The organism is Pseudomonas sp. S5F11 (genome assembly GCF_019641515.1).
GTDB classification, from domain to species: domain Bacteria; phylum Pseudomonadota; class Gammaproteobacteria; order Pseudomonadales; family Pseudomonadaceae; genus Aquipseudomonas; species Aquipseudomonas rhodesiae.
Window position 1 is genome coordinate 4,035,111 of record NZ_JAIFJZ010000001.1, and the last position, 22,617, is coordinate 4,057,727.

At 61.6% G+C, this 22,617-nt stretch carries 22 protein-coding genes and 1 pseudogene; 13 read left to right on the forward strand and 10 right to left on the reverse strand.

Features of this window, described 5'->3' with window-relative positions:
* Nucleotides 1-5 precede the first annotated feature (5 nt).
* The 5 genes from pyrR to gshB all read right to left on the reverse strand — a co-directional run bounded on the left by pyrR (nt 6) and on the right by gshB (nt 3,591).
* Nucleotides 6-512: a bifunctional pyr operon transcriptional regulator/uracil phosphoribosyltransferase PyrR gene (gene pyrR / locus K1567_RS18165; RefSeq protein ID WP_169867583.1), complete on the reverse strand. Its 507-nt coding sequence runs from the start codon at nt 510-512 to the stop codon at nt 6-8.
* An 82-nt stretch (nt 513-594) separates the two neighbouring features.
* Nucleotides 595-1,032 (reverse strand): Holliday junction resolvase RuvX, encoded by a 438-nt coding sequence (gene ruvX, locus K1567_RS18170; RefSeq protein WP_003176676.1) that lies wholly within the window; start codon nt 1,030-1,032, stop codon nt 595-597.
* Entirely contained in the window at nt 1,032-1,601 is a 570-nt protein-coding gene (locus K1567_RS18175; protein WP_034115354.1) for a YqgE/AlgH family protein, read from the reverse strand. The genes ruvX and K1567_RS18175 overlap by 1 nt, the downstream gene beginning before the upstream one ends.
* A 53-nt stretch (nt 1,602-1,654) precedes the next feature.
* Nucleotides 1,655-2,560, reverse strand: a complete 906-nt coding sequence (locus K1567_RS18180; RefSeq protein ID WP_034115353.1) for an energy transducer TonB — start codon at nt 2,558-2,560, stop codon at nt 1,655-1,657.
* 77 nt (nt 2,561-2,637) lie between these two features.
* Entirely contained in the window at nt 2,638-3,591 is a 954-nt protein-coding gene (gene gshB, locus K1567_RS18185) for a glutathione synthase (protein WP_040267003.1), read from the reverse strand.
* Nucleotides 3,592-3,829: 238 nt separating this feature from the next.
* Between gshB and pilG the strand changes: the two genes are divergently transcribed.
* The 6 genes from pilG to K1567_RS18215 are packed head-to-tail and all read left to right on the forward strand — an operon-like array spanning nt 3,830 to nt 13,556.
* Entirely contained in the window at nt 3,830-4,237 is a 408-nt protein-coding gene (pilG, locus tag K1567_RS18190) for a twitching motility response regulator PilG (protein ID WP_034101259.1), read from the forward strand.
* A 47-nt stretch (nt 4,238-4,284) separates the two neighbouring features.
* Nucleotides 4,285-4,650 carry a twitching motility response regulator PilH gene (gene pilH / locus K1567_RS18195; RefSeq protein WP_034101258.1) on the forward strand — a complete coding sequence of 122 codons (366 nt, stop codon included), beginning with the start codon at nt 4,285-4,287 and terminating at the stop codon, nt 4,648-4,650.
* A 12-nt stretch (nt 4,651-4,662) separates the two neighbouring features.
* Nucleotides 4,663-5,187: a chemotaxis protein CheW gene (locus K1567_RS18200; protein WP_034101257.1), complete on the forward strand. Its 525-nt coding sequence runs from the start codon at nt 4,663-4,665 to the stop codon at nt 5,185-5,187.
* Nucleotides 5,184-7,235: a methyl-accepting chemotaxis protein gene (locus K1567_RS18205; protein ID WP_034101256.1), complete on the forward strand. Its 2,052-nt coding sequence runs from the start codon at nt 5,184-5,186 to the stop codon at nt 7,233-7,235. Before K1567_RS18200 ends, K1567_RS18205 begins: the two co-directional genes overlap by 4 nt.
* Before the next feature lie 53 nt (nt 7,236-7,288).
* On the forward strand, nt 7,289-13,108 hold the full coding sequence (locus tag K1567_RS18210; RefSeq protein ID WP_220698742.1) for an Hpt domain-containing protein: 5,820 nt from the start codon (nt 7,289-7,291) through the stop codon (nt 13,106-13,108).
* Nucleotides 13,101-13,556 (forward strand): chemotaxis protein CheW, encoded by a 456-nt coding sequence (locus tag K1567_RS18215; protein WP_034101253.1) that lies wholly within the window; start codon nt 13,101-13,103, stop codon nt 13,554-13,556. The genes K1567_RS18210 and K1567_RS18215 overlap by 8 nt, the downstream gene beginning before the upstream one ends.
* A 54-nt stretch (nt 13,557-13,610) precedes the next feature.
* On the opposite strand, the gene K1567_RS18220 is transcribed toward K1567_RS18215, so the two are convergent.
* Nucleotides 13,611-14,246 (reverse strand): LysE/ArgO family amino acid transporter, encoded by a 636-nt coding sequence (locus K1567_RS18220; protein WP_034101252.1) that lies wholly within the window; start codon nt 14,244-14,246, stop codon nt 13,611-13,613.
* 22 nt (nt 14,247-14,268) lie between these two features.
* The gene (locus tag K1567_RS18225; protein WP_047881714.1) at nt 14,269-15,075 is read right to left on the reverse strand and encodes a 2OG-Fe(II) oxygenase family protein; all 807 of its coding nucleotides are present in this window, start codon (nt 15,073-15,075) and stop codon (nt 14,269-14,271) included.
* A gap of 294 nt (nt 15,076-15,369) precedes the next feature.
* Here K1567_RS18225 and K1567_RS18230 point away from each other — a divergent pair, with 294 nt between their 5' ends.
* Nucleotides 15,370-16,005 carry an NBR1-Ig-like domain-containing protein gene (locus K1567_RS18230; RefSeq protein WP_232925197.1) on the forward strand — a complete coding sequence of 212 codons (636 nt, stop codon included), beginning with the start codon at nt 15,370-15,372 and terminating at the stop codon, nt 16,003-16,005.
* Between the two features lie 20 nt (nt 16,006-16,025).
* Here K1567_RS18230 and K1567_RS27575 read toward each other — a convergent pair.
* Nucleotides 16,026-16,136 (reverse strand): annotated as a pseudogene (locus K1567_RS27575) (addiction module antidote protein, HigA family); the annotation flags it as partial.
* A gap of 145 nt (nt 16,137-16,281) precedes the next feature.
* Here K1567_RS27575 and K1567_RS18235 point away from each other — a divergent pair.
* The 3 genes from K1567_RS18235 to K1567_RS18245 all read left to right on the forward strand — a co-directional run bounded on the left by K1567_RS18235 (nt 16,282) and on the right by K1567_RS18245 (nt 18,159).
* Nucleotides 16,282-16,665, forward strand: coding sequence for a polymorphic toxin type 44 domain-containing protein (locus tag K1567_RS18235; protein ID WP_052202244.1), 384 nt, complete (start codon nt 16,282-16,284; stop codon nt 16,663-16,665).
* Entirely contained in the window at nt 16,643-17,062 is a 420-nt protein-coding gene (locus tag K1567_RS18240) for a hypothetical protein (RefSeq protein WP_169867580.1), read from the forward strand. Before K1567_RS18235 ends, K1567_RS18240 begins: the two co-directional genes overlap by 23 nt.
* Before the next feature lie 479 nt (nt 17,063-17,541).
* The gene (locus tag K1567_RS18245; RefSeq protein WP_034101246.1) at nt 17,542-18,159 is read left to right on the forward strand and encodes a hemolysin III family protein; all 618 of its coding nucleotides are present in this window, start codon (nt 17,542-17,544) and stop codon (nt 18,157-18,159) included.
* Here the strand turns inward: K1567_RS18245 and K1567_RS18250 are convergent.
* Entirely contained in the window at nt 18,154-19,056 is a 903-nt protein-coding gene (locus K1567_RS18250) for a LysR family transcriptional regulator (RefSeq protein WP_034115346.1), read from the reverse strand. The genes K1567_RS18245 and K1567_RS18250 overlap by 6 nt on opposite strands.
* A gap of 106 nt (nt 19,057-19,162) precedes the next feature.
* Here K1567_RS18250 and K1567_RS18255 point away from each other — a divergent pair, with 106 nt between their 5' ends.
* From K1567_RS18255 to K1567_RS18265, 3 genes are read left to right on the forward strand one after another with little or no spacing between them, the layout of a single operon-like run.
* Entirely contained in the window at nt 19,163-20,404 is a 1,242-nt protein-coding gene (locus K1567_RS18255) for a D-amino acid dehydrogenase (RefSeq protein WP_034115345.1), read from the forward strand.
* 10 nt (nt 20,405-20,414) lie between these two features.
* Nucleotides 20,415-20,765, forward strand: a complete 351-nt coding sequence (locus tag K1567_RS18260; RefSeq protein WP_034101243.1) for a RidA family protein — start codon at nt 20,415-20,417, stop codon at nt 20,763-20,765.
* A 24-nt stretch (nt 20,766-20,789) separates the two neighbouring features.
* Entirely contained in the window at nt 20,790-21,692 is a 903-nt protein-coding gene (locus tag K1567_RS18265; RefSeq protein ID WP_034115344.1) for a transporter substrate-binding domain-containing protein, read from the forward strand.
* Between the two features lie 159 nt (nt 21,693-21,851).
* Here K1567_RS18265 and K1567_RS18270 read toward each other — a convergent pair whose 3' ends face one another.
* Entirely contained in the window at nt 21,852-22,571 is a 720-nt protein-coding gene (locus tag K1567_RS18270) for a 16S rRNA (uracil(1498)-N(3))-methyltransferase (RefSeq protein WP_034101241.1), read from the reverse strand.
* Between the last annotated feature and the right edge of the window lie 46 nt (nt 22,572-22,617).

Below are 22,617 nucleotides of genomic sequence, written 5' to 3' on the forward strand. Positions count from 1 at the left end.
GCGGTTTAAGGGGCGAGGTCTTGCAGTTCGAGTTCGAGCGGCTTGGGACCGGACAATTTTACCCGCTGATGGGCCGCCAAAGACAGGGTGGCGCCCACCACATCGGGGCTGATCGGCAGCTCGCCGGCATCCAGATCCAGCAGGCACACCAAGGTGATGCTGGCCGGGCGGCCGTAGTCGAACAATTCGTTCATGGCCGCGCGAATGGTGCGGCCGCTCATCAGCACGTCGTCGATCAGCACCAGGTGCTGGCCTTCGATCTCAAAGGGCAGGGCGGAGGGGCGCACTTGCGGGTGCAGGCCGTTCTGGCTGAAGTCGTCGCGGTAGAAGGACACATCCAGCGTGCCGAGTGGCGCGTCGCTGCCCAGCGCTTCGAGCAACGCCTGGGCGACCCATACGCCACCGGTGCGGATACCGATAAAACGCGGTTCGCGGATGCCGCGGTGTTCCAGGTGCGCCGTGAGGCGTATCGCCATCTGGCTGATCAGTTCGGCGGGATTGGGCAGGCTCATGGTGGCTCCTTCTAGGCCTTGCGCGTCGAGGTGGCGGCAGGGTTCGGGCTCAAACGTAAAAAGACGCGGCAAGCCGCGTCAGTCAGGATTCAAATAAAGCAGTGTTTTCATCCAGCCAACCCTGCAACAGCAAGGCGGCGGCGATGGCATCCACGGGATTGTCGCGGTAGCTGCCCTTCTGCCCACCACGGTCTCTGCGTTCACCTTTGGCTTCGAAGGTGGTCAGGCGTTCGTCGTGGGTATAGAAGGGGATGTTGTAGCGGCCGTTAAGGCGGCGGGCGAATTTCTCCGCACGCAGGCACATATCGCTGGGCGTGCCGTCCATGTTCAAGGGCAGGCCGACCACCACGGCGTCGGGTTTCCATTCCTTGATCAGGGCTTCGACCTGATTCCAGTCCGGGATGCCGTTCTGGGCTTTGAGCGTGCACAGTTCGCGGGCCTGGCCGGTGATGACCTGGCCGACCGCCACGCCGATCTGCTTGGTGCCGTAGTCAAACCCGAGGATCAAGCGCAATGCCATCAGGCGTGCCCCGCCTGGCTGGTCAATAAGTTGAGGTTGACCCCCAGCTTGGCCGCCGCCGCGTCCAGGCGCAGTTCGCTGGCGGTGCCGAACAGAATCTCGGCGTCAAACGGGCAGGTCAGCCAGGCGTTGCTGGCCAGCTCGGCTTCCAGTTGCCCTGCCTCCCAGCCGGCATAGCCGAGGGTGATCACACTGTGCTCGGGCCCCACGCCATCGGCGATGGCGAACAATACGTCCTGGGAAGTGGACAACGACACACCGTCCAGGTCCACCGTGGCCTGGAACGTCGGCCCGGTGGGGTGTAGCACGAAGCCGCGATCGGTCTGCACCGGGCCGCCAATGTAGATCGGCACGCCCTGGCAACGAGCAGGCGGGTCTACTTCGGGGCGCAATTGCTCAAGGATATCGGCCAGGTTCAGCTCTTGCGGGCGATTGACGACCAACCCCATGGCACCGTTGGCGGTGTGCTCGACGATGTAGGTCAAGGTATGCGCAAAGTTCGGGTCGGCCATATGGGGCATGGCGATCAGGAATTGGTGCTTGAGGTAGGTCGGGCTGACATTTTTCATGCCCGCTAGTGTGGCGGCGCAGGGGCGAACTGACAAGCCGGGTGTGAGCGCGATCAGTTGCTGGAAAGGCGATCGCCCCTGGCGAATTTCCAGGTGCGGATGATTTCCAGGCGGTCCACATCGTTCAAGTCCCCGGTAAAGGGCGCAAACGGTGCAGCCAGACGTACGATGCGTTGGGCGGCCTGGTCCAGCAGCGGCTGGCCGGAGGATTCCAGCACCTGCACCTCATACAGGGTGCCATCGCGGTTGATCGACACCAATAGGCGCAAATTGCCGTAGATCTGCTGGCGGCGGGCCTCTTCCGGGTAATTCAAGTTGCCGATGCGCTCGACCTTCTTGCGCCATTCGTCCTTATACCAGGCACCTTTGTCGCGCATGGTGGAGGCGGCATTCAGGCGGTAGATACGCGGGCGCTTGGCGTACAGCTGTTGTTCGTTGGCCAGTTCGGCTTCCAGGCTGGAGATTTGGTCGGACAACTGTGAGCTGTCGAACGTCGGCGCCGGTTTCACCGGTTCAGGCTGCGGCTCGGTCTTGGTCTTTTCGCGCGTGGTCGGGGCTTTCTGCGGCTTGGGGGCGACGGTGGTCACGGCCGCTTTGGGCGCAGCCTGTTTGACCTCGGGCTTGGGCGCTGGCGGCGGCGTGACTTTATTGACTTTGTTGTCCTGGAAAGGCGCCACTTCAGTGGTCTTGGGGATGGCTTTCTTGTCCAGCGTGCCGCTGCCTTGCTGGTTGTCCTGAGCAAGAAAATCGGCTTTCTCGGGTTTTTTTTCGCTTTTGAAGGTGGAGAGGGTGATTTCCAGGGTCTTGGTGATCTGCTTGGGCTCGACCATGGTGAAACCCACGCCGAGGAGGACGGCCAGGTGAATCAACGCCGCCAGGAACAGGGTGAAACCGAGCCGATCAGCCGGGCGCACGCCACTGTGGGAGAGTTCGGGGGGCAGATCGGACGGGAGTGTCATAACAAGAAAACCAACATCGCGCGTTTCACAGGTCGCGCATGATAACGCAATGTTGGTGTGTATCCGGCTGTTCTATGTCACTTGGCTTGTAGCTTGCGCTCAATGGCAGCCATCAACATTTCGCCGATGTTCGTGCCAAATGCGTTGTCGATCTCGCGAATGCACGTCGGGCTGGTCACGTTGATTTCGGTGAGGTGCTCGCCGATTACGTCCAGGCCGACAAACAGCAGACCTTTTTCCCGCAGGGTCGGGCCGACCTGTGCGGCGATCCAACGGTCCTTGTCCGACAGCGGCCGCGCCTCACCGCGCCCACCGGCGGCCAGGTTGCCACGGGTCTCGCCGGCGGCAGGAATGCGCGCCAGGCAGTAGTCCACCGGCTCGCCGTCGATCATCAGGATGCGCTTGTCGCCGTCCTTGATCGCCGGCAGGTATGCCTGGCCCATGATCTGCTGGCTACCCAGCACGGTCAGGGTTTCCAGGATCACCGACAGGTTGGGGTCACCGGCGCGGTGCCGGAAGATCGAAGTGCCGCCCATGCCGTCCAGGGGTTTGAGGATTACGTCGCCGTGCTTGGCGGCAAATTCACGCAGCACATCGGCGCGGCGGCTCACCACAGTGGGCGGCGTGCATTGTGGGAACAGGGTAGCGAACAGCTTTTCGTTGCAGTCGCGCAGGCTTTGCGGCTTGTTGACGATCAGCACGCCGTCGCGTTCGGCCTGCTCCAGCAGGTACGTGGAGTAGACGAATTCCATGTCGAACGGCGGGTCCTTGCGCATCAGGATCACGTCCAGGTCGCTCAGGGGGCTGTCGATTTCGTCTTGCAGTTCGAACCACTTTTCAGGGTTAGCGAACACCTGCAACGGGCGCATGCGTGCGCGAGCCTGGCCTTCACCCTGGTACAGGTCGCGCTGCTCCATATAGAACAGGGTCCAGCCGCGGGCCTGGGCGGCCAGGAGCATGGCCAGCGAGCTGTCCTTTTTATAGGAAATGCTGGCGATAGGGTCCATGACAATGCCGACGCGAACGCTCATGGGGGATTTCCTCTAGCAAATGGGGCGCATAAAAGTGGCGTCAGAGTGGCGCTGACGCTGTTGTGGGTCAAGGAAAAACCACCTGGCCAGTGCCTCGATAGATTGCTCCCCGAGACTGTGCTAAAAAGGCTGCCACGGCGCAGCAGCCCTTGAATTCCAAGGCTTGCGACGTTCATCTTGGGCAATGTCAGGCAGTACACACCGAAAACCGATTCGCTGTGGCGATGGTAGAGCAGATATGGAACAGCATTCCAACGCCTTGAGAGTGATGGTGATCGACGATTCGAAAACGATCCGCCGCACCGCCGAGACGCTGTTGAAGAACGTGGGGTGCGATGTGATTACGGCCATCGACGGTTTCGATGCCCTGGCGCGGATCGTGGATCATCACCCGCACATCATCTTTGTCGACATCATGATGCCGCGCCTGGATGGCTATCAGACCTGCGCGCTGGTGAAGAACAACCCGGCGTTCAAGGCGATCCCGGTGATCATGCTGTCGTCCAAGGACGGCCTGTTCGATAAGGCCAAGGGACGCATCGTGGGGGTCGATCAGTTTTTGACCAAGCCTTTCAGCAAGGAAGAACTGCTGGGTGCAATCAAGGCCTATGTGCCTGGGTTCGCCGCAGTGGAACAAGCACACTGACGCCGCCTCACAAGGGCCGGCGCCGACCAATGTAGCGGGGAAAAACCATGGCACGTGTTCTGATCGTCGACGATTCGCCGACCGAAATGTACAAACTCACCGGCATGCTGGAAAAGCACGGCCACGAAGTGCTCAAGGCCGAAAACGGCGCGGACGGCGTGGCCCTGGCCCGCCAGGAAAAACCCGACGCCGTGCTGATGGACATCGTGATGCCGGGCCTCAATGGCTTCCAGGCCACCCGTCAGCTGTCCAAAGAGCCGGAAACCAACGGCATCCCAATCATCATCATCACCACCAAAGATCAGGAAACCGACAAAATCTGGGGCGCGCGCCAGGGTGCCAAGGATTACCTGACCAAACCGGTGGACGAAGACACCCTGATCGCCACCCTGAACAAGGTGCTGGCCGGCTGACGGCACGCCATCATGACCGAGTCGCAAACCGCCTTCGAGCTGTTGCTGGACATCGACCGCCGCTGCCGCCTGCTGGCCGCCGACCTGCCCTCCCAGGAGGCCGGCTTGCAGCGCTGGAGCGGGATCGGCTTTCGGGTGGGCGCCCATTGGTTCGTGGCGCCAATGGGAGAAGTCGCCGAAGTTTTGCATGAGCCACGTTGCACTTTAATGCCCGGGGTCAAGACCTGGGTACGAGGTGTGGCTAACCTGCGCGGGCGTTTATTGCCGGTGATGGACCTTGGTGGGTTCCTTGGCGAGGCGCTGTCCAGGGCGCGCAAGCAACGGCGGGTGCTGGTGGTGGAATTCAATGACCTGTTTGTTGGGTTGCTGGTGGACGAGGTGGTGGGCATGCAGCATTTCGCACAGGACGCCTTATTGGCCAACGCCGCGCCGGGCGCGCCGTTTATTCAGGGGCATTTCGACGGCGACCCGTCGTGGCAGGTCTTCAGCCCGTTCGCCCTGGCCCAGACGCCAGGTTTCATGGATGTTGCCCCATGACCACCGCGACCACCGTCAAACCCCAGGCCGGCTCGCGTAGCCGCTCGCAGATCATCGTGCTGTTTATCGCGCTGATCGTGTTCATCATGCTGTTGTTCGCCAACTTCGCCTACCTCAATACCCAGTCCACCTACGACAAACAGTACATCGGCCACGCCGGTGAATTGCGCGTGCTGTCCCAACGTATCGCCAAGAACGCCACCGAGGCCGCCGCCGGCAAAGCCGCGGCGTTCAAGCTGCTGGGCGAGGCGCGCAACGACTTTGCCCAGCGCTGGGGCTACCTGAAAAAAGGCGACCCGCAAACCGGCCTGCCCGCCGCCCCCAGCGCCGTGCGCGCCGAAATGCGCGCGGTGCAGACCGATTGGGAAGCCCTGCTGAAGAACACCGACGCGATTCTGGCCAGCGAGCAGACGGTGCTGTCCCTGCATCAAGTGGCCGCGACCCTGGCCGAAACCGTGCCGCAATTGCAGATGGAGTCGGAAAAAGTCGTCGAAATCCTGTTGCAGCGCGGCGCACCCGCCAGCCAGGTGGCCGTGGCCCAGCGCCAATCGTTGCTGGCCGAACGTATCCTGGGCGCGGTCAACACCGTGCTGGCCGGCGACGAAACCGCCGTGCAAGCCGCCGACGCCTTTGGCCGTGACGCCAACCGCTTCGGCCAGGTGCTCAATGGCATGCTCAACGGCAACCCAGGACTGCGCATCACCCAGGTTGAAGACCGCGATGCCCGCGCGCGGCTGGCGGAAATCGCCGAGTTGTTCGAGTTCGTGTCCGGCTCGGTGGATGAAATCCTCGAAACCTCGCCGCAGTTGTTCCAGGTGCGCGCCTCGGCGAGCAATATCTTCAACCTGTCCCAGACCCTGCTCGATGAAGCCTCGCACCTGGCCACCGGTTTCGAGAACCTGGCCAGCGGGCGCAGCTTCGACACTATCGGCGGCTATGTGCTGGGCTTGCTGGCGCTGACCTCGATCATCCTGATCGGCCTGGTGATGGTGCGCGAGACCAATCGCCAGCTGCACGAAACCGCCGAGAAGAACGAGCGCAATCAGAACGCGATCATGCGCCTGCTCGATGAAATCGAAGACCTCGCCGACGGCGATCTCACCGTGACGGCGTCGGTCACCGAGGACTTTACCGGCACCATCGCCGATTCCATCAACTATTCCGTGGATCAGTTGCGCGATCTGGTGGCGACCATCAACCTCACCGCCGGCCAAGTGGCCGGCGCGGTGCAGGAAACCCAGGCCACCGCCATGCACCTGGCCCAGGCGTCCGAGCACCAGGCCCAGCAGATCGCCGAGGCGTCCACCGCGATCAATCAGATGGCCCAGTCCATCGATCAGGTGTCGGCCAACGCCGCCGAATCCTCGGCCGTGGCCGAGCGCTCGGTGGAAATCGCCAACAAGGGCAATGAGGTGGTGCACAACACCATCCATGGCATGGACAACATTCGCGAACAGATCCAGGACACCGCCAAACGCATCAAGCGCCTGGGCGAATCGTCCCAGGAGATCGGCGATATCGTCAGCCTGATCGACGATATTGCCGACCAGACCAACATCCTCGCCCTGAATGCGGCGATCCAGGCCAGCATGGCCGGGGATGCCGGGCGTGGTTTCGCGGTGGTGGCCGATGAAGTGCAACGCCTGGCCGAGCGTTCGTCGGCCGCCACTCGGCAGATCGAGACCCTGGTGCGGGCGATCCAGGCCGACACCAACGAAGCCGTGATCTCCATGGAGCAGACCACCACCGAAGTGGTGCGCGGCGCGCGGTTGGCCCAGGACGCCGGGGTGGCGCTGGAGGAAATCGAAGGCGTGTCGAAAACCCTGGCGGCGCTGATCCAGAGCATCTCCAACGCGGCGCAACAGCAAACCTCGTCGGCGGGGCAGATCTCCCTGACCATGAATGTGATCCAGCAGATCACCACGCAGACCTCGTCGGGCTCCACCGCCACTGCCGAGAGCATCGGTAACCTGGCGAAGATGGCCAGCCAGTTACGCCGGTCGGTGTCGGGCTTCACCCTGCCGCCGCCCAAACAGGTCGACAGTTGATAGGTACAGGTTTCAAGAACACCAGCAACTCATGAATTCAAAGCGGAGCAGTTATGGTTGACCGGCACGACTACGTGGCCCTCGAATGGGTCAAGGGCGACATTGCCGAGACCCTGCAACACGCCCGCTCGGCGCTGGACGCTTATGTCGAAACCGCCGACGGCGATGTGATCGACGAATGCCTGGCCGGTATCCATCAGGTGCATGGCGCGCTGCAAATGGTCGAGTTCTACGGCGCGGCGCTGCTGGCCGAGGAGATCGAGGCCCTGGCCCTGGCCCTGCGCGACGGGCAGGTGGGGCAGCGCGATGAGAGCATCGGCCTGCTGCAACAAGCTCTCGGCCAATTGCCGCTGTACCTCGAACGCGTACATAGCGCCCGCCGCGACCTGCCGTTGGTGGTGCTGCCGCTGCTCAACGACCTGCGCAGTGCGCGCGGAGAAAGCCTGCTCTCGGAAACCAGCCTGTTCAGCCCGCAACTGCTGTCGATCGCACCTTTACCCGAAGACGCCCTGGCCCAGCGCGCCGGGCCCGATCTGCCGACCCAATTGCGCCAATGGCACCACCTGCTGCAACAGGCCTTGGTCGGGCTGCTGCGCGAAGATCACGGCCCAAGCAATCTGGAAGACATGGCGCGGGTGTTCGCGCGTCTCGAAGCGCTGTGCCAGGGCGCGCCACTGTTGCCGTTATGGCAAGTGACCTCGGCGCTGGTGGAGGGCATGCTCACTGGCGTGATTGCCAACAGCCCGGCGCTGCGCAGCCTGCTCAAGGCCAGCGACAAGCAACTCAAGCGCCTGCTGGCCCAGGGCATCAACGGCATCAACCAACCGGCACCGGATGAGTTGCTCAAAAGCCTGCTGTTCTATGTCGCCAAGGTCACCCGGCCGACGCCGCGCATGCAGAGCCTGAAAGAACGTTACGGCCTGGACGAAGCCTTGCCCGACAGCGCTGTGGTGGATGCCGAGCGCGCGCGCATGGCCGGGCCCGATCGCAATGCCATGGGGTCCGTACTCGGCGCCTTGTGCGAGGAATTGGTGCGGGTCAAGGAGCGTCTGGACCTGTTCGTGCGCAGTGACCGTCAGCACGCCAGTGACCTTGACGCGCTGCTGGCGCCGTTGCGACAGATCGCCGATACCCTGGCGGTGTTGGGCTTCGGCCAGCCGCGCAAAGTGATTATCGACCAGCTCGCCGTGGTGTTGAGCCTGGCCCAGGGGCATCGTGAACCGGACGATGCGGTGCTGATGGATGTGGCCGGCGCGTTGCTGTATGTCGAAGCCACGTTGGCCGGTATGGCCGGAACCGTTGAGCCGGAAAGCCGCGAAGAAAGCCGCTTGCCCACCACCGACCTGACCCAGATCCACCAGTTGGTGATCCGCGAATCCTGCCAGTGTCTGCGCCAGGCCAAAGAACTGGTGATTGATTGCCTCGAAGCCGACTGGGACCGCCAGCGCCTGGAATCCCTGCCGGAACTGCTGAGCCAGGTGCGCGGCGCGCTGGCCATGATCCCGCTGCCACGGGCGGCCAGCCTGATGCGCGGTTGCAGCGATTACGTGGATGCGCAGTTGATGATCGACGAACAGCCGCCGAGCGAGACGCAGTTGGCGCACTTCGCCGACGTGATCAGCAGCCTGGAGTACTACCTCGAACGCATGCTCCAAGACCCGGATGCAGCCGGCGAACGGGTGCTGGAACTGGCCACCCAGGGCTTGGCGGCCCTCGGATACCTGCCGGAGGAAAAACCCTGGCGCCAGGCGCTGGTCGCACCGGACGGCGCACTCTCCACCGACACGGCCCCCAACCAATCCCAACTCGACGCATTGGCCAGCCCCACCTCGCGCCTCAACCCTCCCGCGTTGCAGCGCCCCGGCAGCCTGTTGCCGCCGCCCGCCGACGAAGCGCCTATCGACGACGAGCTGCGTGAGGTCTTCCTCGAAGAGACTGAGGAAGTCCTTGAGGTGCTGCACCGCTATTTGCCGAACAGCGCGGATAAAACCGCCCAAGGCGAGATGCGCCGCGCGTTCCACACCTTAAAAGGCAGCGGCCGCATGGTGCGCGCCCTGGTGCTGGCGGAGCTGGCCTGGGCGGTGGAGAACCTGCTCAACCGCGTACTGGAGCGCAGCGTGGCCCTGGGCCCCGAGGTGCAACAGGTGTTGGATGAAACCGTGGCACTGTTGCCGGAATTGATTGCCGATTTTGCCCAGGGCGCCCAACGCCAGCGCGATGAAGTCGACGCCCTGGCCGCTCGTGCCCATGGGTTGGCCAGCGGTGCCGCGGTGGCCTCCGCTGATGCCCATGACCCGATGCTGCTGGAGATTTTCCGCAACGAAGCCCAGAGCCATCTCGACAGCCTCAACCACTTCCTGGAGCAGGCCGCCGAGCATGTGCCGCTGCAAGTCAGCGATGAACTGCAACGCGCCCTGCACACCCTCAAGGGCAGTGCCTACATGGCCGGTGTGTCGCCCATCGCCGAACTGGCGCGGCCGCTCGACCACCTGACCCGCGAGTACAAGGCTCACCGCTTACCGCTGGATCTGGATGAAGTGGAACTGCTGCTGGAAGCCGAGGGCCTGTTCCAGCGAGGGTTGCGTCAGCTGGACAGCAACCCCCTGGCGCCGATCAAAGGCGCGGCGGACCTGATTGCTCGCACCCAACAGTTGCTCGAACGCCAGCTCCAGGCGCTGCTCGATGCGCCCACCGCCGGCCTGCGCATCAAGCGCAATCCGCAACTGATCGCTGACTTCCTGGCCCAGGGCATGGATATCCTGCTCGACGCCGAAAACCTGCTGCGTCGCTGGCAGCAACACCCCGGCGAACGCCAGGAACTCACGGCCTTGCTGGATGAGTTGACCACCCTCGGCGAAGGCGCGCAGCACGCCGACCTGCATGCCATCGACGAACTCTGCGAAGCCTTGCTCGACCTGTACGGCGCCGTGGAAGAAAGCAGCCTGGCAGTCAGCGCACGGTTTTTCCAGGAGGCCGAACAGGCCCATGACGCGTTGATCAACATGCTCGACCAGCTCGCCGCCGGCCAGGAAATCAGCCCCGCACCGGCCCGGGTACACGCCTTGCGCGAGCTGCTGGACGAAGCCCTCGATCCGGCCGCCACCGGCCTGATTACCCACCAGGGCGACCGTGCGCCGAGCATCGCCGAACTGGGCGCGGCGACGCGGCAGTTGGATCACGCCACCACTGTGGACGACGAGATAGTCGAGATTTTCCTGGAAGAAGCGGTGGATATCCTCGACAGCGCCGGGCAGTCCCTCAAGCGCTGGTTGCTGGAACCCGAGAGCATGGCGCCGTTGTCGTCGTTGCAGCGTGACCTGCACACCCTCAAGGGCGGCGCACGCATGGCCGAGATAGAGCCGGTGGCTGAGCTGGCCCATGAATTGGAATGCCTTTACGAAGGTCTGGTCGACCGGCGCTATAGCTATTCCAACGAACTCTCGCACATATTGATGGCCAGCCATGAACGGCTCGCGCTGCAACTGGAAGAGCTGCACCAGCACAAGCCCTTGAGCGACAGTACGGAGCTGGTCGCCAAGGTCCGGGCGTTGCGTCATAACGGCACCCCCACGGCCCCGACGCCGGCGGTGGAAGCATCAAGCGCCGACCCGGAACTGCTGGAGATTTTCCTCGAAGAGGCTGCCGACATCCTCGATAGCTCCGGCGCCGCGCTGCTGCGCTGGCAGGCCGAGCCGAGCAGCCGCCAGGAAGTCGAAACCCTGCTGCGCGACCTGCACACCCTCAAGGGCGGCGCGCGCATGGTCGAGATCGGCCCGATTGGCGACCTGGCCCATGAACTGGAGTTTCTCTACGAAGGGTTGTCCGCTGGCCAACTGGTTGCGAGCCCGGAGCTGTTCGCGCTGCTGCAAGGCTGCCACGACCGCCTGGCGCAGATGATCGACGCGGTGGCCGACGGCTTGCCGGTGGGTTCGGTGGACAAACTGATCGAGCGCATCAAGAGCCTGGTGCACCCCAGCAACGAGTCGCCGACACCGGTGGCATTGCCGGCGGGCAAGGCCGAGGCGGCGGTGGACCCGGCCGCCGATACGGTGAAAATCTCGGCGGATCTGCTCGATGATCTGGTCAACCTGGCCGGCGAAACCTCGATCTTCCGCGGGCGCATCGAGCAACAGATCAACGATGCCGGCGTCGCCCTCAACGAGGTGGAAACCACCATCGAGCGCATGCGCGACCAATTGCGCCGCCTGGACACCGAAACCCAGGGCCGCATTCTCAGTCGCCAGCAGGTCGAGGCCGAGCGCCTGGGCTATGAAGACTTCGACCCGCTGGAAATGGACCGCCACTCGCAACTGCAACAGCTGTCCCGCGCGTTGTTCGAGTCGGCCTCGGACTTGCTCGACCTCAAGGAAACCCTGGAGCGGCGCAACCAGGATGCGCACAACCTGTTGCAGCAACAGGCGCGCATCAATACCGAGTTGCAGGAAGGCCTGATGCGCACCCGTATGGTGCCGTTCGAACGCATGCTGCCACGGCTCAAACGCATCGTGCGGCAGGTGGCGAGTGAGTTGGGCAAAGATGTCGAGTTCATCGTCGGCAATGCCGAGGGCGAAATGGACCGCAACGTGCTGGAGCGCATGGTGGCGCCGTTGGAGCACATGTTGCGCAACGCCGTCGACCACGGCTTGGAATCTCGGGAGGTGCGCCTGGCTGCCGGTAAACCGCAGAAAGGCCGCATCACCCTGGACCTGACCCACGAAGGCGGCGATATCATTTTCGACATGCGCGACGACGGCGCCGGCGTGCCGCTGGACGCGGTGCGGCGCAAGGCGATCAAGCGCGGCCTGCTGGGCCCTCAGCAAGAGATCAGCGACCGCGATGTGTTGCAGTTCATCCTGCAACCGGGCTTTTCCACTGCGGAAAAAATCACCCAGATTTCCGGGCGCGGCGTGGGCATGGACGTGGTGCATGAAGAAGTGCGCCAGCTCGGCGGCTCGATGGTGATCGACTCGACGCCAGGGCAGGGCGTGCATTTCCGCATCCGCCTGCCGTTCACGGTGTCGGTCAATCGTGCCTTGATGGTGCAGTGCGCGGACGAGCAATACGCGATCCCGCTCAACACCATAGAGGGCCTGGTGCGTGTGCTGCCCCATGAGCTGGCGGGCCACTATCAGCAGGACCCGCCGTTCTACGAATATGCCGGCCAGCGCTATGAGCTGTTCTACTTGGGCGACCTGCTGCACACCGTCGCGCGGCCGAAACTGCTGGGCCAGTACCAGCCGGTGCCGGTGTTGCTGGTGCAGTGCAACGAGCGGCATGTGGCGGTGCATGTGGACGCCATGGCCGGAACGCGCGAGATTGTAGTTAAGGGCCTGGGCCCGCAATTTGCCGGGGTAAAAGGCGTGTCGGGGGCGACCATTCTGGGGGACGGTCGCGTGGTGCTGATCATCGACTTGCTGGCGCATATCCGCGCCCGGCCACCGGTGTTGCCGGCCCAGGCGAGCGATGCGCCGCTGATCCTCAACGACCCGTTGAAAAAACGCCCGCTGCTGGTGCTGGTGGTCGACGATTCGGTGACGGTGCGCAAAGTCACCAGCCGCCTGCTGGAACGCAACGGCATGAACGTGCTCACCGCCAAGGACGGCATCGACGCCCTGGCCGTGCTTGAAGAACACACCCCGGACCTGATGCTGCTGGACATCGAAATGCCCCGCATGGACGGCTTCGAAGTGGCGATCCAAGTGCGCAACGACCCACGGCTGATGCGCCTGCCGATCATCATGATCACCTCGCGCACCGGCCAGAAACACCGCGACCGCGCTATGGCCATCGGCGTCAACGACTACCTGGGCAAGCCGTACCAGGAGTCGGTGCTGTTGGAGAGCATCGCCTACTGGAGCAAGTCCCATGCTTGACCACCGCGCCAGCCAAGTCACCGGCTTGCTGCTGCCCCTGGCCGACCGGCATTTGATCCTGCCCAACGTCGCCATCGCCGAACTGATCGACTTCCAACGCGGCGAACCAGCCAGCGACGCCCCGCCCTGGTACTTGCGGCAAGTCACCTGGCGTGAGCGGCAAATCCCCCTGATCAGCTTTGAAGCTGCTTGCGGCGAAGCCCTTGTCGTCGGCGAACGCTCACGCATCGTGGTGCTGAATGCCCTGGGCGGGTGGCCAACCTTGAAGTTCATCGCCCTGGTGATCCAAGGCATCCCACGCTCCTACAAGCTCGACAGCGAGTTGAGCTACGTGGACGTGCCGCTCAGCCCGCTGGAGCTGGCAGCGGTGCAGGTGGGCGAACATGTGGCGAAGGTGCCGGATTTAATGGGGCTGGAAGCCTTGCTGGTCGAGTCAGGCCTGGCCTGAGCTGCGCATTTTCTGAGAAATGAAAGGCGTCCTGTGATGAGGGCCTTTTCCGGTTCAGAGACGCTGCAGCTGATGAAAATCAGCAATCAGCATACCCGCCAGATACACCATCAAAATCACCACGCCTGCGTCCAATAAACGCCAGACCTTCGCCGAACGAAATAGCCCCGTCAACCTCTGGCACCCTAACGCCAAAACTACAAACCACACCAGCGACGCGGTCATTGCTCCGCTGGCAAAGAGCGCTTGTTGGCTGACGGGCTTTGCCGCGCCAATAGAGCCAATTAGCACCACGGTATCCAGCCAAGCATACGGATTGGCAAATCCAAGTATCACCGCTGTGCGCAGCAATCCCCGTTGTGAGGTGAGGTTGCTTCGAGTGTCCGGCATCGATTGGTTACGCAGACAAGCCAATAACCGCTGCCAGCCGAACCACAATAGATAGGCCGCTCCCGACAGCAGCAGAAACGCCACGAAACCTGGCTCTCTGCCAAGTAACGAGCCCAAGCCCATGACCCCAAGAGCGATGAGGATGATGTCGGCGAACACGCATACCGCCACCACCCCCCAGACAGGGCTGCGACTGACACCCTGGCGAATAACCAGGGTGTCCTTCGGTCCAGGAGCGGCGAACAGTCCGATGCCCAGTAGCAGGCCTTCGAGATAAAAAGCGTTGAAGTCTGGAGTCATGAAGCGCTCAGCCGCCTGGGTATCAGATCAATTGAAGGGGGTGATTACCGAAGCTGGTATGGCGCGTGTTGGCGGCGTTTTTCAAGTCGATCGGCTGGTGGCGGAAAAAGCTTGTCAGTTCCTGCTCCGAATCAGGGTTGACGAAGTAAATGAGAGAGCTTCGCGGCATTGGTCTCCGAGGCGTCAGAACCGCGTGGTACATAGCGGGAATCGCACAATCCGAGAGCTCGGTCAGTAACGATCCGGCCAAGATTGCTACCTCGTTCTCCAAGAGGCGCACCGGCTCCAACGAGCTGCCTCGAACCAGAACGAGGCCATCACGAGTAGGCTTGATAAAGGACAACAGATGACCATCCTCGTGAGGATCCTGAGCAAACTGGCGCTGGCCCGACCCGGAATTAGCTCCATAGACACACAGTTGCAGATAGGACGCTGCACGCAAAGAGTTCAACGAAGTGGCTCCAAACTCCGCGCAAATTCCGTCCATCAATCCCTGGGCAAGCTCGCTGACCTGTTGTTCAAAAGCTGTGACGACGGCAAAAAAATCACTTCGTGTGAATTCAAAGGCTCTTCGTTTTAATGAATGTGCAGGCCAGTAACAAAATCGCTCACATAGGTCTGGCTGCTCCTCAAGGCTCGAGTACTCAGTGCCAAAGGGGAAAAATCCATCGGTGTCTTTTTCGAAGGAAAACGAGGCTTTGGTGGCTGGTGATATTGCGGGGTATCCATCAACGATTTTTTTGTAATCCAGCAGCATCGCTTCTGATATTTGCAGGGTGCCGAAGCCTGTTTGAGCAATGGATTCACAGCACGCTTTAATGTGGTTCATGGCTATATCCAAAGGTAGATGTAAAGGAATGCAACAAACACTAGGTTCGCAAGCATGCGAGAAACTACGACACTGGATATGACCGGCTAAAAGGGTTCCATCCATGTCCTTCACAACATCGCCAGCGCCAGCAGGTGGCGAGTGTGCATGGTTCAAGACACGGGGCGGCGGACAGGTTGTCTTTTTTGGCGGACAAAGAAATGACGTTCACCTAAAAACGGGAACCGTACACTTCGTATGAATATAAGAACGCGAGATACCCTCAGGTCATTGGTTGCACGGCGCAGCCGCGAATTGGGCAAGCCGCTGACTGCGCTGGCCAAGGAAGCAGGAATTTCCAGAACCTACCTGTACGGTCTAGCGGCTGGAGCGTCCAGGGACCCGTCGGTACGCACGCTGATCAAGCTGGCGAAGGCATTGCAGGTTTCTCCCTTGCTGTTGTTTCGCTACTTCGCTGACCTGACAGGCGCGCCCGCTAATGCGTACTCAATGGCTACCACCAATCGGGCTGCAGGTATTGATGATCCGGATGACGTTGCGGTGTTCAATGCCGATGTCACGACGCCTGATCAAGCCGTCGTGTTGCCGGGGGAAGTTTTTCAGAAAACCTGGGAGATTCAGAACCTGGGGACACGACCCTGGCGCGGGCGACGACTGGTGCGTGTTGATAGGGAATATGTGATTGCCCGCCGCACCGATCCACAGGGTCAGTTGGAGGTTGTGATGGATATTCATTTGCGTAGCCTGTACAGCGAGCTCCCTATTGCCGATACGCTGCCGGGCCAGCCGGTGCATATCAGTGTGGAGTTTGCAGCACCCAAGGAGACCTGCACGGTGGCTTCAGTCTGGAGAATCGAGGATGAGCAGGGGAAACCTTGTTACGGACCTGCGTTCATTTTGCATGTAGTGGTTAACGTCATGGCGCGTTGAGCGTCCGGTAGGCTTTTTCCTTAGTCAATCCGCGCAAACCGCTCAATCATTGGCTGCTCCCGATGCTCGGCCTGCCACAAGTCGTAGGTACTTTGCATCGACGGCCATCGCCATGCGGTACTCACGCCGGCCCCAATAAAGTCTTACTTTGCCCCTAACAGATGTAAGACGTAGATCGAAAAGTAGTGTGAAGCTTCTGTAAGTTCTTTTCCCGAGTTTTGGCTGATTTTTGAGTGCTAGCTTTTGACGCTCAACCCCATCAGCAAGGATTCGCAAATGGCTGTCCCTCCAATGCCCCCAGGCGTTTCGCTGCAAGACAATATCGCCCTGGCCAACAACCGCAGGATGCATTTGAAGCCAGGTTCGGCGTTCACCTATTCATGGTTTTATTCACAAGTCAGAGGGCGTGGCCCTTGGGATTACAAACAGAAAAGTCGCGAGTACGAGGCGTTCGGTAACTTTAACTATGGGGTTACCGGTACGGTGTTGGGGATTCCTGAAGGCGTGTTATTGAGAGCAGCCGGTGCTGCGCAAAAAGCGGCGGGGACATCTCGGCCGGAGTTTGGAGACTGGTGGGGTGATGCGCCTTATGGCGATGACCATAGCGACCAGCACTGGATCAAGGAGGGCATCGAATATGCCAGAGCTCAAGGGTATTAAGTGGCCGGTCCAGGTCTTGCTCAATGGGCTGCTGGTGGTGTGTCTCGGGTACTTGGGCGTTGGTTGGTTGATGAGCCCCGGTACGCCGGAGTTGGATGAGGTCGTACTCAAGCATTCCTTGAGTAACGGCAACTCCCTTTATGGCGTGCGGGATAATCAGGGTGGTGCGACGGTGGGCTTTTCCTACAGGTACTACGTGCATAAGGATCTGGATAATGATCACGAAATACTCACGTCATTGGTCTCGGCACATCCATTTCTAAAAACCAAAGAGCCTGATGTCCAAGTGATCCAGAAGGATGGAGCTCTCCATCTCATTGTTCGTGGGGAGGTTTATGAATACCGCAGCTATCCGCTTGAAGGCTTGGGGGCGGTGAGCATTGATATGAGGCTGTAGGCCTGGGGGCTTCGGATTTCTCCTGCAAGATTTTGGGCCGTGCACGAACTTGTCCCAAACAGACCTACTGAGCAAATGTAGAAGGGGCGTGCCCCGATAGCGGTGGGTCATAAGTGATGTATCAACTGACACTCTGCCATCGGGGGCAAGCCCCCTCTTACATTGAGATCATCTTTCGGCTCGGCTCAGCGTTCGTTGATGCTCCATTACTACAACTGTAATGATCCACCGCCCAGCTTGATTGATAGCCTCCTGAATCACGCCTAGGGTACAGCCCACGACGGCAAACCCGTGGAGCGACCATGACAACCAAAATAACCTCCGACTCGCGCTGGAGGCTGCGGCGTGACGAGAATGTGGCTCGATTGTGCCCGCAAATGCGCGCGGCGTCCTCGGAACGTCACATGGCACTTGCACTCTGATGCCCAAGGCCGGAGGCTTGCGGCCAGTCGTCAACGGTTACGGGAGGTCAGTGACACATGTACCACGGGGAACGATTCAACGCCTGGAGCCATTTGCTCGGTGCTGTCGCGGCGTGTATTGGCGCCGTATGGATGCTGGTGGTGGCCAGTCTGGATGGCAGCCCCTGGAAGATCGTCAGCGTGGCGATCTATGGTTTTACGCTGATGGTGCTGTACAGCGCGTCCACCGTGTACCACAGCGTGCAGGGGCGGCGAAAAGAGATCATGCAGAAGGTCGATCACTTTTCCATCTACCTGTTGATTGCCGGCAGTTACACGCCGTTTTGCCTGGTGACCCTGCGCGGGCCATGGGGCTGGACGCTGTTCGGGATTGTGTGGGGGCTGGCGGTGATCGGCATTTTGCAGGAGATCAAACCGCGTTCCGAGGCGCGCATTTTGTCCATCGTCATTTATGCGGTGATGGGCTGGATTGTGCTGGTGGCGGTCAAGCCGCTGATGGCCGCGCTGGGCACGGCGGGGTTTATCTGGCTGGCGGCGGGCGGCGTGCTGTACACCGTTGGCATCATCTTTTTTGCCCTGGAGCACCGCCTGCGGCACTCCCATGGGATCTGGCACTTGTTCGTGATCGGCGGCAGCGTGCTGCATTTCGTGGCGATCATGCACTACGTGCTATAGCCGCTGCAGCATCGCGTCGGCGCGCTGGCCGAAGATCTCCAGCAGCTTGGCCAGCGTGTGCGGTGGCGGTTCATCGGCGCGGGTCAGGGCGTAGAGGGTGATCGGCAGCGGTGGGGTCAGCGTGCGGATGCAGGTGGTGGCGGGGGAAGCGCCGAGGGCGGTGAAGGGGTCGATTACCGTTAAGCCGGCGCCGGACTCGACCATAGCCCGCGCCAGAGCGTAGGTCTGCACCGAGAGGGTCACGCGCGGCGGCGGCGTAACGCTTTCCAGATAGTTGTCGAGCCTGGCCGACAGTGGGTCGGCGCTGGACAGGCCAATCAGCGGCGCGCCGGCCAGGTCCGTCAGGGCCAATGGCATGCTCAGCGCCTCCTCGGGCCAATAACCCTTGGAGGCCAGCGCCACCAGCGCTCCGTTGGCCAGCACTTGGGTGGTCAATCCCGGATGGCCGGAGAAGTTGAGGGTCAACGCCAGGTCGATCTCGCGCATCAACAGTTTTTGCACCAGCTCGCGGCTATGGTCGCTGGACAGTTCGCAGGCAATGTCCGGGTAGTCGCGCTTCCATTCCAGAATCGCCGGCGGCAGCAGGGCCAGGGCCAATGCCGGAATCGCACCAATGCGCACGCTGTGCCCCGGTGCGCTGCGCAGGCTCTTGGCCAGGCGCCGCACGCCTTGCAGGCTCTCGGTGACTTTCTCGACTTCACGCTCCAGCGCCAAGGCTTCCGGAGTTGCCTGCAATTTACCGCGCACCCGCAGAAACAGCGGAAAGCCCAGCTGCATTTCGGCATGTTGCAGCACCTTGGTCACCGCCGGCTGCGACACATTCAGCAACTGCGCGGCGGCGCTGACGGAGCCGGTCTGGCGGATAGCCTGGAAGATTTCGATATGACGCAAGCGCATGGCACGTCCATAACCTTTGTTTATAGGCGACCTATCTTTATTCATTGTCGGTAGCGTGTCACCTGCCCCTACGCTTGGGCTCTCTCAATCAACGGCAGGGGCGAGCATGGCCAGGCAGGTTTGCGTTATCGGCGGTGGGGTGATCGGCTTGGCCAGTGCGTACGCGCTGGTGCGTGCCGGTCATGAGGTCACGGTGATCGACGCGCGCGAGCGCCTCGGCAGCGAAACCAGCTTTGCCAACGGTGGGCAATTGTCTTACCGCTACGTCGCGCCGCTGGCCGATGCCGGTGTGCCGCTGCAAGCGATTGGCTGGCTGCTGCGCGGCGATTCGCCATTGAAACTGCGCCCGCGCCTGGACCCCCAACAATGGCGCTGGATGGCGGCGTTTGTCGGCGCCTGCCGAGGCTCGGTGAATAAACGCAACGCCGCGCACCTGCTGCGTCTGGCGTCCCTGAGTCAAAACACCTTGCAGCAATGGCGCGTCGACGATCGTCTGGACGGCTTCGACTGGCGGCGCAACGGCAAGCTGGTGGCCTTTCGCAACGCGAATACCTTTGAGCATGCGCGCAGCAAGGTCACCGACATCCTGCAACAACAGGTGCTATCCGCCCTGGACTGCGCACGCCTGGAACCGACGCTGGCGGCAGGCGGTTTTGTCGGCGGTATCTACACGCCAAACGAGGAAGTCGCCGATTGCCATGCGTTCTGTCAGCGTCTGGCGGCGCGTCTGGAGGCATCGGGGCGTTGCACATTTATATTGGGGCGCAAGGTCACCGGTATTCGTCATGCCGAGGGTGCGGTGCAGGCGCTGGAGCTGGGCGAGGAGGTCATGCCGGTGGAGCACCTGGTGCTGGCCGCCGGGCACCGCAGCGCTGAATTGGCGTTGCCTGGCGTGTCGCTGCCGTTGTATCCGCTCAAGGGTTACAGCCTCAGTGTGCCGATTGGCGAGCAGCACCGCGCTCCTAACATCAGCATCACCGACTACGACCGCAAGATCGTCTACGCACGCATCGGCGAACAATTGCGGGTGGCGGCCATGGTGGATATCGTCGGTTTCGATGCCAGCCTTGAGCCTAAGCGCCTGGCGCTGATGAAACGCCAGGCGGTCGAGACTTTTCCTACAGCCGGTGACTATAGCCATGCGCTGGAATGGGCCGGCATGCGCCCGGCCACGCCGACCGGTGTGCCACTGATCGGCGCGAGCGTTTACCGCAACCTGTGGCTCAACCTGGGCCACGGCGCCCTCGGGTTTACCCTGGCCTGCGGCAGCGGCCAACTGCTCGCCGAACTGATCGGCCAGCACCAACCTTCCATCGATATGCAGGGCCTGTCGCCCCGCGCCGCGTGAGGACGCATCCATGACCCTCCAACGAATCAACACCAACGAACGCCTCAGCGGCGCTGTGACTTTCAATGAGCTGGTGTTTCTGTCGGGCCAGGTGCCGGGTGACGGCCAGGACGTGGCGACCCAGACCCGCGAAGTCCTGGCCAGGATCGACGCGCTGTTGGCCCAGGCCGGCAGCGACAAGGACCACTTGCTCAATGCGACCATCTATCTCAAGGACATCGACAGCGGTTTTGCGCCGATGAACGAAGTGTGGTCCGCGTGGCTGACACCGGGGATGGCGCCCACCCGGACCACCCTGCAAGCCCAGCTCGCACGGCCGAGCGTGCTGGTGGAAATCAGTGTGATTGCTGTACGTAAATAACCAAAAAACCAACGGAGCATAACAATGAAAAAAATCCTGTTGACCGGCTGCGCGGTGGGGCTGTTATGGGGCGCGCAGGCCGTGGCGAACGAAGCGGCCTTGAGCGGTACGCTGAGCAAGATCGCCAACGCCAAGTCGATTACCTTGGGTTATCGCGACGCCTCGGTACCGTTTTCGTACGTGGGCGACCATAGCGGCAAACCCATGGGCTATTCGGTGGACCTGGCGAACAAGATCGTCGAACGCATCCAGCAGAAAACCGGGGTGCCCAACCTCAACGTCAAATACAACCTGGTGACCTCCCAGACCCGCATCCCGCTGGTGCAGAACGGCACCGTCGACCTGGAATGCGGTTCCACCGGGGTGACCGCCGAGCGGCAGAAACAGGTGGCGTTTTCCTACGGGTTTATCTACGTGAAGGGCCAGTTGCTGACTGCCAAAGACAGCGGCATCAAGGGGTTTGCCGATCTGCAGGGCAAGAACGTGGTGACCACCGCCGGCACCACCAACGAGCGCTTCCTCAAAAGCTACAGTGCTGAGCACAAGGCCAATATCTTTGTGATCAGCGCCAAGGACCATGGCGAGGCATTCAAGATGCTTGAGACTGGCCGCGCGGCCGCGTTCTACATGGACGACGCGCTGCTCTACGGCGAACGCGCCAAGGCCAAGGACCCGCACAATTGGGTGGTGGTGGGCGAGGAGCAGTCGCGGGAAATCTACAGCTGCATGGTGCGCAAGGATGACCCGCAGTTTCTGGCGGTGGTCAACGAGACCCTCGGTGACCTGTACCGCAGCGGGGAAATCAACGGGATTTACCAGCGCTGGTTTGAACAGCCGATTCCGCCCAAGGGCTTGAACCTTGAGTTCCCGATGACCAGCGAGCTGAAGGCGATCATTGCCAAGCCGGTCAGCGACCCGGTGGAGTGATGTGCTGATGTGGTAACCCAATCTACTGTGGGAGCTGGCTTGCCTGCGATAGCATCACCCAAGTGTTACTGAAAGACCGAGGTGACTGCATCGCGGGCAAGCCCGGCTCCCACACAAGCCCGCTCCCACAGTTTTGATTGGGTTTACAAGGTAAGGGCGTTAGAAGTCGCCCCAGAGTTGTTGGGCCACGGCCAATGCAACGACGGGCGCGGTTTCGGTACGCAACACCCGCGGCCCAAGGCGGGCGGCGTGGTAGCCGGCGGCTTGGGCCGTTTCGACTTCATTGTCGGTCAGCCCACCTTCTGGCCCGATCAAAAACGCCAGGCTCGACGGCTTGGCATGGCTGATCATCGGTTCAGCCACCGGGTGCAGCACCAGCTTCAGGTCCGCCGCGGTTTGCTTCAACCAATCGGCCAGCAGCAGCGGCGGGTGAATCACCGGCACCGTCGAACGCCCGCATTGCTCGCACGCGCTGATCGCCACCTGGCGCCAGTGCAGCAGGCGCTTGTCGGCGCGTTCGTCCTTGAGGCGCACTTCGCAGCGTTCGCTGAAAATCGGCGTGATCGCGTTGACCCCAAGCTCGGTAGCTTTCTGGATCGCCCAATCCATCCGCTCGCCCCGGGACAGGCCCTGGCCGAGGTGGATGTGCAGCGGGGATTCGGCCTGGCCCGCGAAGCTCTCGCTCAGTTGCACGGTGACGCGCTTCTTGCCGACTTCCAGCAAGCTGCCGAGGAATTCCTGGCCGGAGCCGTCGAACAATTGCACGGCGTCGCCTTCGACCATGCGCAACACGCGGCTGATGTAATGCGCCTGGGCCTCTGGCAGTTCTACGTCGCCGAGGCTCAGCGGGGTGTCGGTGAAAAAGCGGGACAATCTCATTTCTGTTCTCTGGGAAATTCTGTGCAGGAGCAAGATAACGGTGGCG

Bases quoted from the DNA above. Each gene is read 5' to 3' on its own strand.
- pyrR (WP_169867583.1), bottom strand. From the start codon at position 512: ATGAGCCTGCCCAATCCCGCCGAACTGATCAGCCAGATGGCGATACGC.
- ruvX (WP_003176676.1), bottom strand. From the start codon at position 1,032: ATGGCATTGCGCTTGATCCTCGGGTTTGACTACGGCACCAAGCAGATC.
- K1567_RS18175 (WP_034115354.1), bottom strand. From the start codon at position 1,601: ATGAAAAATGTCAGCCCGACCTACCTCAAGCACCAATTCCTGATCGCC.
- K1567_RS18180 (WP_034115353.1), bottom strand. From the start codon at position 2,560: ATGACACTCCCGTCCGATCTGCCCCCCGAACTCTCCCACAGTGGCGTG.
- gshB (WP_040267003.1), bottom strand. From the start codon at position 3,591: ATGAGCGTTCGCGTCGGCATTGTCATGGACCCTATCGCCAGCATTTCC.
- pilG (WP_034101259.1), top strand. From the start codon at position 3,830: ATGGAACAGCATTCCAACGCCTTGAGAGTGATGGTGATCGACGATTCG.
- pilH (WP_034101258.1), top strand. From the start codon at position 4,285: ATGGCACGTGTTCTGATCGTCGACGATTCGCCGACCGAAATGTACAAA.
- K1567_RS18200 (WP_034101257.1), top strand. From the start codon at position 4,663: ATGACCGAGTCGCAAACCGCCTTCGAGCTGTTGCTGGACATCGACCGC.
- K1567_RS18205 (WP_034101256.1), top strand. From the start codon at position 5,184: ATGACCACCGCGACCACCGTCAAACCCCAGGCCGGCTCGCGTAGCCGC.
- K1567_RS18210 (WP_220698742.1), top strand. From the start codon at position 7,289: ATGGTTGACCGGCACGACTACGTGGCCCTCGAATGGGTCAAGGGCGAC.
- K1567_RS18215 (WP_034101253.1), top strand. From the start codon at position 13,101: ATGCTTGACCACCGCGCCAGCCAAGTCACCGGCTTGCTGCTGCCCCTG.
- K1567_RS18220 (WP_034101252.1), bottom strand. From the start codon at position 14,246: ATGACTCCAGACTTCAACGCTTTTTATCTCGAAGGCCTGCTACTGGGC.
- K1567_RS18225 (WP_047881714.1), bottom strand. From the start codon at position 15,075: ATGAACCACATTAAAGCGTGCTGTGAATCCATTGCTCAAACAGGCTTC.
- K1567_RS18235 (WP_052202244.1), top strand. From the start codon at position 16,282: ATGGCTGTCCCTCCAATGCCCCCAGGCGTTTCGCTGCAAGACAATATC.
- K1567_RS18240 (WP_169867580.1), top strand. From the start codon at position 16,643: ATGCCAGAGCTCAAGGGTATTAAGTGGCCGGTCCAGGTCTTGCTCAAT.
- K1567_RS18245 (WP_034101246.1), top strand. From the start codon at position 17,542: ATGTACCACGGGGAACGATTCAACGCCTGGAGCCATTTGCTCGGTGCT.
- K1567_RS18250 (WP_034115346.1), bottom strand. From the start codon at position 19,056: ATGCGCTTGCGTCATATCGAAATCTTCCAGGCTATCCGCCAGACCGGC.
- K1567_RS18255 (WP_034115345.1), top strand. From the start codon at position 19,163: ATGGCCAGGCAGGTTTGCGTTATCGGCGGTGGGGTGATCGGCTTGGCC.
- K1567_RS18260 (WP_034101243.1), top strand. From the start codon at position 20,415: ATGACCCTCCAACGAATCAACACCAACGAACGCCTCAGCGGCGCTGTG.
- K1567_RS18265 (WP_034115344.1), top strand. From the start codon at position 20,790: ATGAAAAAAATCCTGTTGACCGGCTGCGCGGTGGGGCTGTTATGGGGC.
- K1567_RS18270 (WP_034101241.1), bottom strand. From the start codon at position 22,571: ATGAGATTGTCCCGCTTTTTCACCGACACCCCGCTGAGCCTCGGCGAC.